Annotated in this window: 16 protein-coding genes; 12 read left to right on the forward strand and 4 right to left on the reverse strand. The window is 34.1% G+C overall.

Annotated elements, in window-relative coordinates; translation table 11 throughout:
• Window positions 1-196 precede the first annotated feature (196 nt).
• The 9 genes from FD26_RS05320 (at window position 197) to FD26_RS05360 (ending at window position 6,074) form a co-directional block, all read left to right on the forward strand.
• On the forward strand, window positions 197-430 hold the full coding sequence (locus FD26_RS05320; RefSeq protein ID WP_057867393.1) for a DUF1146 family protein: 234 nt from the start codon (window positions 197-199) through the stop codon (window positions 428-430).
• A gap of 24 nt (window positions 431-454) precedes the next feature.
• The gene (murA, locus tag FD26_RS05325; RefSeq protein WP_057867394.1) at window positions 455-1,777 is read left to right on the forward strand and encodes a UDP-N-acetylglucosamine 1-carboxyvinyltransferase; all 1,323 of its coding nucleotides are present in this window, start codon (window positions 455-457) and stop codon (window positions 1,775-1,777) included.
• Between the two features lie 106 nt (window positions 1,778-1,883).
• On the forward strand, window positions 1,884-2,873 hold the full coding sequence (gene mreB / locus FD26_RS05330; protein ID WP_057867395.1) for a rod shape-determining protein: 990 nt from the start codon (window positions 1,884-1,886) through the stop codon (window positions 2,871-2,873).
• Window positions 2,874-2,881: 8 nt separating this feature from the next.
• Entirely contained in the window at window positions 2,882-3,064 is a 183-nt protein-coding gene (locus FD26_RS05335; RefSeq protein WP_057867396.1) for a DNA-directed RNA polymerase subunit beta, read from the forward strand.
• A gap of 4 nt (window positions 3,065-3,068) precedes the next feature.
• Window positions 3,069-3,362, forward strand: coding sequence for a membrane protein insertion efficiency factor YidD (gene yidD, locus FD26_RS05340; RefSeq protein WP_057867397.1), 294 nt, complete (start codon window positions 3,069-3,071; stop codon window positions 3,360-3,362).
• A gap of 10 nt (window positions 3,363-3,372) precedes the next feature.
• Window positions 3,373-3,594 carry a DUF2969 family protein gene (locus FD26_RS05345; protein WP_057867398.1) on the forward strand — a complete coding sequence of 74 codons (222 nt, stop codon included), beginning with the start codon at window positions 3,373-3,375 and terminating at the stop codon, window positions 3,592-3,594.
• An 11-nt stretch (window positions 3,595-3,605) separates the two neighbouring features.
• On the forward strand, window positions 3,606-4,808 hold the full coding sequence (locus FD26_RS05350) for an FtsW/RodA/SpoVE family cell cycle protein (RefSeq protein WP_057867399.1): 1,203 nt from the start codon (window positions 3,606-3,608) through the stop codon (window positions 4,806-4,808).
• A gap of 8 nt (window positions 4,809-4,816) precedes the next feature.
• Complete coding sequence (locus tag FD26_RS05355; protein ID WP_057867400.1) at window positions 4,817-5,113, forward strand: glycine cleavage system H family protein; 297 nt, start codon at window positions 4,817-4,819, stop codon at window positions 5,111-5,113.
• Window positions 5,114-5,216: 103 nt separating this feature from the next.
• Entirely contained in the window at window positions 5,217-6,074 is an 858-nt protein-coding gene (locus tag FD26_RS05360; RefSeq protein WP_057867401.1) for a helix-turn-helix domain-containing protein, read from the forward strand.
• A gap of 80 nt (window positions 6,075-6,154) precedes the next feature.
• Here FD26_RS05360 and FD26_RS05365 read toward each other — a convergent pair whose 3' ends face one another.
• The 3 genes from FD26_RS05365 to FD26_RS05375 all read right to left on the reverse strand — a co-directional run bounded on the left by FD26_RS05365 (window position 6,155) and on the right by FD26_RS05375 (window position 8,288).
• A complete protein-coding gene (locus FD26_RS05365; RefSeq protein ID WP_057867402.1) occupies window positions 6,155-6,628 on the reverse strand; it encodes a universal stress protein in 474 nt (157 codons plus the stop codon).
• Between the two features lie 87 nt (window positions 6,629-6,715).
• Window positions 6,716-6,994: a hypothetical protein gene (locus FD26_RS05370; protein ID WP_057867403.1), complete on the reverse strand. Its 279-nt coding sequence runs from the start codon at window positions 6,992-6,994 to the stop codon at window positions 6,716-6,718.
• On the reverse strand, window positions 6,984-8,288 hold the full coding sequence (locus FD26_RS05375; RefSeq protein ID WP_057867404.1) for a replication-associated recombination protein A: 1,305 nt from the start codon (window positions 8,286-8,288) through the stop codon (window positions 6,984-6,986). Before FD26_RS05375 ends, FD26_RS05370 begins: the two co-directional genes overlap by 11 nt.
• Window positions 8,289-8,339: 51 nt before the next feature.
• Between FD26_RS05375 and FD26_RS05380 the strand changes: the two genes are divergently transcribed.
• Window positions 8,340-8,942: a DUF1054 family protein gene (locus FD26_RS05380; protein WP_057867405.1), complete on the forward strand. Its 603-nt coding sequence runs from the start codon at window positions 8,340-8,342 to the stop codon at window positions 8,940-8,942.
• A gap of 80 nt (window positions 8,943-9,022) precedes the next feature.
• Window positions 9,023-9,193, forward strand: coding sequence for a hypothetical protein (locus FD26_RS11045; protein WP_156401773.1), 171 nt, complete (start codon window positions 9,023-9,025; stop codon window positions 9,191-9,193).
• Window positions 9,194-9,438: 245 nt separating this feature from the next.
• Here the strand turns inward: FD26_RS11045 and rpsD are convergent, their stop codons facing one another.
• The gene (rpsD, locus tag FD26_RS05385; protein ID WP_057867406.1) at window positions 9,439-10,050 is read right to left on the reverse strand and encodes a 30S ribosomal protein S4; all 612 of its coding nucleotides are present in this window, start codon (window positions 10,048-10,050) and stop codon (window positions 9,439-9,441) included.
• Window positions 10,051-10,374: 324 nt separating this feature from the next.
• Between rpsD and FD26_RS05390 the strand changes: the two genes are divergently transcribed.
• Window positions 10,375-12,063: a septation ring formation regulator EzrA gene (locus tag FD26_RS05390; protein ID WP_082596237.1), complete on the forward strand. Its 1,689-nt coding sequence runs from the start codon at window positions 10,375-10,377 to the stop codon at window positions 12,061-12,063.
• The last annotated feature ends 14 nt before the right edge of the window (window positions 12,064-12,077 follow it).

Consider the following 12,077-nt stretch of genomic DNA (forward strand, 5'->3'; position numbering starts at 1 on the left):
CCTATCAACTCTATTTATCGTACAGCCATTAAAAAGGATTGGGGAAACCTAATCCTTTTTTTCTGTCAATTTTTTAGAAGTTTATTACTGTGTTGAAATGTGATTTTAATTTTAGTTAACAATTTTTAAAAGATTTCATGCCAACAGAACATTTTCTTAAGAAAATGTTATTATTTAAGAAAGTGAGGTTTATAAAATGACAAATATTGGGATAAATGCCATAATTACGCTTATAAGTCATGTTATATTTATATGGATAAGTTTTAATGTATTGCAGGTTGTAGATTGGAAAAAGATATATAACAAAACTAACCCTAAAATGTTACAATTACTTGTAGCGTTTCTCGCAATCGCTCTTGGTTATACAGTAAGCTCTTTTTTTATGAGCATTTTCAGTCTATTTCAAAATATAACCTTGCTTTTTAAATGATTCCAGGTTTTGGAGGAGAATATTGTGCAACAAATAATCGTTAATGGACCTACGCAATTAAAGGGAACTGTCAGAATTGAAGGAGCAAAAAATGCCGCTTTGCCAATTTTAGCAGCGACTATTTTAGCCGCAAAAGGTAAAACTTTTTTAACTAATATTCCTCCGTTATCAGATGTAATAACAATGTCCAAAGTTTTAAAAGCTTTGAATGCTAAGGTTTCATATGATGAAGCTGATGAAGTGTTAACTGTTGATACAAGCGAAGGGACTACAACCACAGCCCCTGAGGATTTAGTTGATAAAATGCGTGCTTCTATTGTTGTATTAGGACCTCTATTGGCCAGAAATAAGGAAGCACATGTTGCCATGCCTGGTGGATGTGCAATAGGTTCTAGACCGATAGATTTGCATATTAAGGGTCTAGAAGCTATGGGAGCAAAGTTCAGTCAAAATGGTGGCTTTATTGATGCCAAGACTGATGGTTTACATGGTGCTAATATCTATTTAGATTTTCCAAGCGTAGGTGCAACTCAAAATATTATGATGGCTGCAGTGTTGGCTGATGGTGAAACAGTTATCGATAACGCTGCTAGAGAGCCTGAAATTGTTGACCTTGCCAATATTTTGAGCAAAATGGGTGCTGATGTGACTGGAGCCGGTACTAATACCGTTAGAATTAATGGTGTTGAAAGCTTACATGGTTGTGAACATTCCATTATGCAAGATAGAATTGAAGCTGGTACTTTTATGGTTGCTGCTGCAGTAACTAATGGCGATATTTTCATTAAAGATGCAGTTGCTGCTCATAATCGTCCTTTAATTTCAAAATTGATCGAAATGGGCGTTACAATTGATGAAAACGATGAAGGAATTCGCGTGGTTGGTTCAAATCAATTGAAACCCGTTGATGTAAAGACAATGCCTCATCCAGGTTTTCCAACAGACATGCAAGCTCAAATGACCTTAGCACAATTATTAAGCGTTGGAACTACCGTTATGACGGAGACTGTATTTGAAAATAGATTTATGCATTTTCCAGAATTTGGTAAGATGAAGGCTGATTTTAAGATCGAAGGTAATTCTGTTATTATGTTTGGTCCAGCTCAATTAAGTGGTGCTAATGTTGCTGCTACTGATTTACGTGCTGCCGCAGCACTAGTAATTGCAGGGTTGGTTGCTGAAGGTGAAACAAGAGTTTCTAACCTTCAATATTTGGATCGTGGATATTATCATTTCACTGAAAAGTTAAGAAATTTAGGTGCTAAGATCAGACGAGTTTCAATTGATGAGTCTGGTAGAGAAAGTTTAGTATTGAATACAATACCAAGTGTTACAAAATTAGCTTAAAAATTAGCTTAAGGAAGTGGGATTTCCACTTTCTTTTTTTATTGGTAATTTAATGATTAGGCTGGTTATGATATACTTTTTGTGTTTAGATTTTGGAGGATATAGTATGTCGAAATATCTAGGAATTGATTTGGGTACAGCAAATGTGCTTATTGATGTAAAAGGCGAAGGAATTGTTTTAAATGAACCTTCAGTCGTAGCAATTAATACGAATAATAATGATGTCGTTGCCGTAGGTAAGGACGCCTATCTAATGGTTGGTAGAACACCGGCTAATATTAAAGCTATTCGTCCTTTGAAGGATGGAGTTATTGCCGACTTTGATATTACTGAAAAAATGCTTCAATATTTTATTGAAAAATTAAATGTCGGTGGTCGTTTTTCAAAGCCAACTATTATGATCTGTGCGCCTACAAACGTGACGCCTGTGGAACAGAAGTCTATTATTGAGGCTGCTGAGCAGGCTGGTGGCGGCAAGGTTTATCTACAACTTGAACCTAAAGTTGCTGCCGTAGGTGCTGGGTTAGATATCTTTAAACCACAAGGAAATATGGTAATTGATATCGGTGGCGGTACAAGTGATATCGCTGTGATTTCAATGGGCGATATCGTTACAAGTCGTTCATTGCGCTTTGCTGGTGATAAGATGACTGGTGCTATTCAAGCTTATATTAAGCAGCATCATAGCCTAATTATTGGTGAAAGAACTGCTGAACAGATTAAAATGGAAATTGGCTGCGTTATGGATGCCGACGAAGAAAAGACTTTTTCAGCTAGTGGTATTGATATTGTTAGTGGTTTACCTAAGGAAATCACAACTAATGAAGTAGAAATACAAGATGCTTTAGCAGATGGCGTAGAACAAATTGTTAACGCCGCTAGAAACGTTTTGGAGCAAACACCTCCCGAACTATCTGGTGACATTATTGATCGTGGTATCATGCTTACAGGTGGTGGAGCCTTGTTAAAGAATTTGGATAAATTATTATCTGAAAAATTACAAGTTCCAGTTCTATTAACTGATAGTCCTTTAGATTCAGTTGCTTTAGGTACAGGTGTATTATTAGATAATATTGAAAAACATAAAAAATACTAGGATGAAAAATGAAAAGAGACTTTGGTAAGGAATATCGTCGTGATATTTTTAAAAAGATCGGTTGGGTATTATTGTTAATGCTAATTTTCTTAGTTTTGGGTATGTTGATTGGATCAGGTTTAGGTGGTTCTAATCCACTGGCAGTATTGTGGCCTGGTACATGGATACATATGTTCGATTTTCTAAGGTAGTTTAATGCTCAAGAAAATTTTAATTGGAATCGTGAGGTTCTATCAAAAATTTATTTCTCCAGTGTTGCCGCCTAGTTGTCGATATTACCCAACGTGTTCGGCCTACTTTATTGATGCGGTCAAAAAGCACGGTGGAATTTTAGGTACAATTATGGGGATTGCCAGAATTTTACGATGCAATCCGTTTGTGCGTGGTGGAGTTGATCCAGTACCAGATAATTTCACCATCTTTAGAAATCCTCATCCAGAAAAATATGAAGATGAAATTATAGCAAAAAAATTTCATAACAAAGAATAGGGAAGATTTAATGTCTAGCAGAAAAAAATCAATTGAAATCAGCTTAAAAGATATTAGTAGTGATCCTGAAACATATGAATTGTGGGATCGCAAAAAATATATTGGAACTATAAAAAAAGATGGAGAACGCTATCTTTCATATGTAGAAAGTAACGAAACTCCATTTAAATCGGTAAAATTGGACGATGCAATTAATGAGTTGCTAATGCAATATAATTTACATAATCATTAGCAGGTGTAAATATGCAAATAAGAGAAAATAGAAAAAATAATGATGTAGATTCTAGGATTGATTATGGGATTATCTTTTCCGTAATGATGTTGGCAATAATTGGCTTGATGTCTATTTACGTAGCGACAATTCAAGATTCACAAAATCCTTTGAAAAATGTCGTTTCACAGGTGGCTTGGTATGCCATTGGTGCAGTGATAATTGCAGTTATTATGCAGTTTGATGCAGAGCAGCTGTGGCAAGTGGCCAATTATGCTTATTATGGAGGCTTGGCCTTACTGTTCTTGGTTTTAATCTTCTATAGTCGAAGCTATGCTGCTAGTACTGGTGCCAAGAGTTGGTTTGCAGTCGGATCGTTTACGTTTCAGCCATCTGAAGTTATGAAACCGGCGTTCATACTGATGTTGGGGAAAGTTATTACTAATCATAATAGCGAGTATCAAGTGCATACTTTACGAAGCGACTTTCTCCTAATTGGTAAGTTGATTTTATGGACATTGCCAGTAATGGTACTTTTAAAATTACAGAATGATTTTGGTACTATCTTAGTTTTCGTTGCTATCTTAGTTGGAATGATTTTAGTTTCAGGGATAGATTGGCGGATATTGTTGATAGGATTTCTAATTGTGGCTGTAGTTGGTGGAACAGCTCTATTGTTTGCAACAACCGACTGGGGTCGCCAAATTTTAGGACATTTTGGTTTTAGATCTTATCAATTTGCTCGTATTGATAGTTGGCGTGATCCGTCAGCTGATACTTCCGAAAATGGGTATCAGATCTGGCAGAATATGAAAGCTATTGGTTCAGGTCAATTATTTGGTAAAGGTTTTAATGTTTCTAACGTTTATGTTCCAGTGCGTGAATCAGATATGATTTTCTCAGTTATTGGCGAAAATTTTGGTTTTATTGGTTCATGTGTTTTGATTCTTCTATACTTTTTATTAATTTATCAAATGGTTCAAGTTACTTTTGATACTAAAAATGAATTTTATGCTTACGTATCAACAGGTGTTATTATGATGATTTTATTCCATGTTTTTGAAAACATCGGTATGAGTATCGGTCTGCTTCCATTAACTGGTATTCCGTTGCCATTCATATCGCAAGGTGGTTCTGCATTACTTGGTAATATGATAGGAATCGGTTTGGTTATGTCAATGAGATTTCATCATAAGAGTTACATGTTTGAAAATGGAACATTTAATCAGAGGTAGGAATTATTATGAATGATAAAAAAAATTATTTTTGGGTTAAAAAGGGTGAGCATACAACACGTATTGGTTTGACGAAAGAGGCTCAAGAAGCTTTAGGTGATGTCAAATATGTTGAATTACCTGATATAAATAGTGAAATTAAAAAAGGTGAGTCAAGTGGTGAAATTGAGGCTCAAAAAGCCGTGGTTGAGCTAGAATCACCAGTAGACGGGAAAATCGTTAAAGTTAATGATAAATTAAATGATAATCCTGAATTATTAAATGGTACACAAAATGATGCCTGGTTCTTCGAAGTAAATAATTAAATTTTTAAAATTTATCTTTTTATTGTTGCATATTTCTTGCAACATTTTTTAATAACTGTTTAAATTATCCTTGGAATTAATAAATGAATGGGGATAGTTTAGAATGAAAATCTTAGGTGATAAAATCCGTCATTACAGAAAACTCAGAGGCATTTCTCAATCTGAGTTAGCTGATGGCATATGTACGCAGGCAACTATCAGCCTGATTGAAAAAAAAGATAAGATTCCAAGTATGGAAATATTGGTTCGAATTTGTGAAAGACTGGGTATCACAATGAACCTTGTAATCGTCAATGACGATAGTCAAATCTATTCAATTATTAGTGACATTAAGAAATCATTTTATCAAGATGATTTTGATGGGATTAACGATAAACTGGGTAAACTTAAGAACATCAATGTCAATAATAAGCAAGAAATCAAATTGATTCATTTCTTTAATGGTTTGATGGAATATGAAACTAGCAAGAATTATGACAAGGCTATCTTCGATTTCAACCGTGCAATGAACGTTAATATTGCTAACGTTGATATGTATGATATTCTAATTGATATCTTTACTGCTAAGGCATATATCAATAAGAAGTCAGTTGATGAAGCAAAGGTTTATTATGACCAGGCTAAAGATTTAATTAAATCGAGTCTCGATAAAATTGGCGATGAAAATTATCATGATAGTATTTTGATTTATGATAATATGGCTGATTTATCCTTGAAGTTAGATGACAATCAAAAGGCAGCTGAGTATGCTAATGAAGGTATTTTGATTGCTCGAAGAGAACAAACGCTCTTCAAGCTAGATGAAATGTACTATTACTTAGCTAATGCTGGCACTCGTGAAGGTCAAAAAACTGATGAAGACTACATCAAGGCTTATGTTATTTCAAGCATTAGTGAGAACAAGCCTGTCTTTGAAAAGTTAAAAGCTAAAGTAAAAGATATGCAACTTAATATCTTTTAATAAAAAATAAAACAAATTTATTAATTTCAATTAAAAAAGAGGATCGATTTTAATCGACCCTCTTTTTGCTTTTCTCTTAATTATTTCTTTTGTTTCTTAATAGTCTTATTATCCAAATCAGTTCTAACAACGAGAACATCGCAAGCAGCAGTTCTTGTTACATATTCAGTAACTGATCCGATAAGCAATCTTTCCATAGCATTTAATCCAGTAGCACCAATCATAATTAAATCAACGCCTAACTTCTTAGGGAAGTCAGTAGCGATGATAGCTTTAGGTGCACCATATTCAATACTGTAATCAATATCTTCTAGACCAGCATCTTTAGCAGTCTGAACATAGCCCTTAACTGTTTCTTTAGCTTTTTCAGTAATCTGCTCGACCATTGTTGAATCAAAACTTGAAACGTTTTGGAAAGCTCTGGTATCAATTACGTGAATTAGATGAATAGTAGCCTTATTTCTTTTAGCTACTTCGACAGCTTTCTTAAATGCTAACTCTGCCTCAAATGAACCATCAATTGGTACGAGAATGTTTTTATATTGTTGTAACATAAGTATCACCCCGTTAATGTAATATTACTGCTTTTATATCTTTATTTTAGTTGATTTAGATTAATAAATACAGTCATCAGCTGACATTTAGCGGATATTTGCTAAATAAATAGAAAAACCAGCGGCAATTAGACTGCCCAGTAGCAATGTAATGAAGTTTGCTTCTTTGTTGCCGATGAAAGCGATGACGATTCCCAAAATTGCTACTAAAATTAACAGCACAGATGTAAAACGCATGACGTTTTTCAAGGTTAGATTTTCATCTGGTGAATAAATCAAGAATTTCTTATTACTGTGTGACCAAAGAATATAAGCTAAGGCTAGCAAAAATATAACAAAGAAGATCATTAAAATTTTAATTATCATAATTATTCTGACTCCGTTTTGAATTCATTTTCCATTGTTGAATTTGTTGGATCCGTAAATTGAGAGCTTGTTCATATTTACCAGTATCCTTGGGTTGATAATAAGTTTGATTGACTAAATTATCTGGTAAATATTGTTGATCTACCCAAGAGTGGGGATAATTGTGAGGATATTTGTAACTGACGCCATGTCCTAACTTCTTGGCACCTGAATAGTGGGCATCTTTTAAGTCATCAGGAATAGAATTAGCTTTACCGCTACGAACATCGGCTAAGGCGCTGTCGATTGCTGTTATTCCAGAATTTGACTTAGGACAAAGACATAGATCGATTACGGCGTCAGCCAAAGGAATTCGTGCCTCTGGCAAACCAACCATTTGAGCCACTTGAGCTGCTTGAACAGCCCGAGCGCAGGCTTGAGGATTGGCTAAACCAACATCTTCATAGGCACAAACAATGAGACGTCTGATGGCTGAAGTTAAATCGCCGGCTTCTAATAATCTAGCTAAATAAAGAATAGCGGCATTAGGATCGCTGCCTCGAATTGATTTTTGAAAGGCTGACATAACGTCATAATGACTATCGCCATCTTTATCAGAAGAAATAGCTTTTTTTTGAACTGATTCTTCAATTGACTGTAGATTAATTTGGATAATTCCATCAGCATCTGGTTGGGTCGATAAAACTGATAGTTCCAGGCCATTTAGAATACTTCTTAAATCACCATTAGTAGAACTAACTAAAAGATCCAAAGCATTTTCATCTAGTTGAACGTTATACTTGCCTAATCCGTTCTGATCATCGTTTAGAGCTCTCTTAACGGCCTTTTTTAGATCATCGCTTTCAAGTGGCTTTAATTCAAAAATCTGAACTCTTGAGCGAATGGCGGGGCTTATATTGATATAGGGATTTTCGGTCGTGGCACCAATTAAAATAATCGAGCCACTTTCTAATAATGGCAATAAAAAATCTTGCTTAGTTTTATCAAGCCGATGGATCTCATCGAGCATTAAAACAACAGTGCCACTCATTTTGGCCTCTTCAGCAACAATCTGTAGATCTTTTTTTGTATCTGTAGCTGCGTTTAACATTCTAAAGGCATACTTGGTACTACCAGCGATAGCACTAGCAATACTTGTTTTACCAATCCCTGGTGGTCCATAAAGGATCATTGAGGATAACATTTTGGCCTCAACCATACGACGAATAATTTTATGAGGGCCGACAAGATGCTGCTGACCGACGACTTCATCGATATTAGTTGGACGCATTCGATATGCTAATGGTTTTTGCATGGTACCTCCTATATAATTAACATGTATATTTTACAACAAAGGATTGAGAACATGTTTGATAAAAATGATTTTAAAGTTTTTGATGATATGACTCTTTCTGGACGTTTAAATTTAATAAAGCTCAATTTAGATCCAAAGTTTGAAGATTTTGGAGCTGAATTAATGCAACGTTTGGAAAAAGAATATCAACAACAGTTTTATATGAAAATTGCTAAGCATCAACGTCGGACTAAGAATCCGCCTCCCGATACTTGGTTAGCAATTAACCAAGATAAAAAAGGTTATAAAAAGACGCCTCATTTGGAATTTGGTTTATGGCCAGACTGCTATTTTATCACATTCAGCTTGTTAGCTGATATTCGTAACCGTTCAGATTACTATCCAATTTTAAAAAAATATCAACAACAGATTGAAAAAGAAGGTTGGGGCGTGTCTAATGATCATACTTCAAGTATCTTAAAACCTTCGACAGAGTTGGGTGAAGTAATCGATCATTATCAACGAGTCAAATCAAGTGATCTGGTTATTGGATTTGAATTAAAAAGTGATGATCCAATAGTAAATTCGGCGAATTATGATGAACTTTTAGCCGATAAGTTTCTTAAATTAAGTAAATACTTAGTTTTATTCAATCAAGAAATTAGCAAATTGTAAATATATATTTATTTTAGTTAACGATTAAATTATAATAATATTGAAATCAACAGAGGATAAAACTAAAAGGGATGATTTAAATGGAATGGTATAAATCAATTGAATTTTGGATTGGAACTTTAGTTACGTTAGCATTTTTTCAAATGTTTTTTGATAAAACTTTTGGAGCAATGTGGTGGGGAAGTTTGATTTTCACTATTGTAGGAATGTTATTTGTTCTCAGATCATTTAAAAATTTAGTGATTAAGTAAGATTATTTAATCTTGATATATGTTGCCTTTCAAAAAGGTTGAAGTTTAGTCAATTTTTATGGAGGGTTAGTGACACCGTTGTATGATTTTCTATTTTATGTATTTAAATATCAAAAGAACTAATGACTTTTTATTTCATAGTCATTAGTTCTTTTTTTAAATATTGCTGCAGTAACAATATCAGCTGACAGATTGAGAACAAAAAAAATACACCCACCAATAGGTGAATGTATTCTGCCAAAATATTAAAGAATTTGGTTGTAGTATTCAACAATCAATGATTCATCAACATTTGGTTCTAGTTCGTCACGTTCTGGGTTACGTACTAGTGAACCAGTCAATGTGTTGTCATCGAAGGTAACGAAACCAGGACGACCAACAACATTTTCAAGGTTATCCTTAACAATTGCAAGGTCCTTTGACTTTTCACGAAGGCTGATCTTTTGACCAATCTTAACTTCGTATGAAGGAATATCAACACGTTTGCCATCAACTGTGACGTGACCGTGGTTTACAAGTTGACGAGCTTGTGGACGTGAACTTGCAAGGCCTAGACGATAAACCATGTTATCCAATCTTGTTTCAAGAAGGATCATCAAGTTAATACCATGGATACCTTCCATCTTACCGGCACGGTTGAACAAGTTACGGAATTGACGTTCGTTAACATCATACATGAAACGTAACTTTTGCTTTTCAGCTAATTGTTGACCGTATTCTGAAACCTTACGACGACCACCATTTGGACCATGTTGTCCTGGGGCATAGTTTCTACGAGCAATTTCCTTACCAGTACCTGAAAGTGAGATACCTAAACGACGTGATAATTTCCAACGTGGACCTGTATATCTAGACATATATTAATTCCTCCAAAATGTTTGTATGGAGTAAAATAATTAACTAGAGCTTAGCATTCGTGCAGTTGTCGTTACAAGTTTCACCTTGTGCAGCCACAGGTTACTAATTGAACTAAATCGTCGATAACTGTTGACGTTCTTGCCGCTCTTTGCTGCATATTTTACACGAAGGCTAGTATACCGTGATAAAGGGTGCTTGTCAAAGTTATTTTTAAATTCAATAGTTTAAAACTTTATTATGAAAAGTAGACAGTGATAATAATTGGGATAATATTTGTTATAATTTTTTAAAGATAAGACTGAATCGTCATTAGGGGTGTAAATGTGTTTGTAATTATTATTGGAATAATCTTAATTGTCTTGTTCGCTCTTTGGTATATGTGGTTTTTACAAAAACGTAATGCTTCAACGCTTAATAAGTACAAAGATCGAACTGATGAATTGAAAAAAGCTCAGTTAGATGACAAGATTAAAAAATTGGAAGAAATGAAATTAACCGGAGCTAGTGATGACCGTTTCAATCAGCTAAAGATTGAATATCATAAGCAAAGCGATGACATTTTTTCTGATATTTTAAAGGATATGCGAGCGGCTGAGTATAAGAATACTGAGTTTAAAGTTTTTGGATGCGCTAGTGACCTGAAAAAAATAAATACTGAGTTGGATGACTATCAAAATAAGATCAGTGAAGTATCTCAAGGTTTTGATAAGTTGTTAGCTAGTAACGAACTAAATGCTACGCATAGTGAAGAATTGCAACATTCATATCAAGCTTTGCGTAAACAAGTTTTAACGCAGTCATTTAGTTATGGCCCAGCAACTGACAAATTAGAAGATGAGTTGTCAGAAATTGCTAGTCTCTTAGATAGCGAGAAACAATTGACAACTAAGGGTGATCACTTAGAAGCAAGTCAGTATTTAGATGATGTAAAAATCAAATTAGGCTTAATAACAGATCAATTAAAAATTATAGAGCCTCTGTATCACGATTTAAATGAAGTATTTCCAGGTCAAATTGATGAAATTAAATTTGTCTATCAAAAGTTAGATAAACAACACTTTAAGTTTGTTGATGACATTGTTCAATTAATTTCTGATGTTCAGCGCGAAGTAGATGAATCAGGTGAAAAATTAGGCGAACTAAATTTTGATGCGGTCAATGCTAATAATGAAGATATTAAACAACGTATTGATGACTTATATGAAACTTTGACCTTGGAAATTGATGGCAAAAGAGATGTTCTTAAAGAACAAAAGCCAGTCTTGGATTATTTAAATCATGCGGTTTATCAACATAATCGTTTGGATAAACGAATTCAAAAGTTGCAAGAAGGATATATTTTAGCTGACAAAACGCTTGATACTTTTAAGAATAATTTTGATGCTTTAAATGAGATTCGTCGTCAATATGATGCTGATGTGCAAAGTATTGCTGATAAAAATGTGATCTTTTCTCAAGTCAGACAAGATTTTAAAGATATTGTTAAGCAACTGGATGAAATTGAGGCTAGTGAAAAAACAATTAATGATGATTTAAATCAAATGCTTTCTAGTGAAAGAATTGCCAGAAATAGCGTTGATGATTATGCCAAACGTTTAGAGATTCAAAAAAAGATGATGGAACAGTTACGTTTGAACGGTTTACCTGAGGATTATTTGGATTATTTCTACATGGTTTATGATGAAATTAACAAGTTATATGATGAATTAGATGCCGAACAGATTAATATGGAAGATATTAGTAAACAAGTTATTGTTACTCAAGAAGATTTGGATAATTTAATTGAGAAGACGTCGAAGCTGAAGTATAACGTTGAGTTGGCGGAAAAATTATTGCAATATGCTAATCGATATGCCAATAAGAATTCTGATTTCAACGATCAATTAGTTAAAGCAAGAGCATTGTTCGATGACGATTATAACTATAATGATGCAGTTGAAGTAATATCTAAAGCTTTAGAGGAAGTTGAGTCTGGTTCCGTTGAACGAATAAAAGAGACAATAAACTCTTAATTTGCTGAAAAGTG

Origin of the sequence: Companilactobacillus crustorum JCM 15951, from assembly GCF_001434585.1 — a bacterium.
Lineage (GTDB): Bacteria > Bacillota > Bacilli > Lactobacillales > Lactobacillaceae > Companilactobacillus > Companilactobacillus crustorum.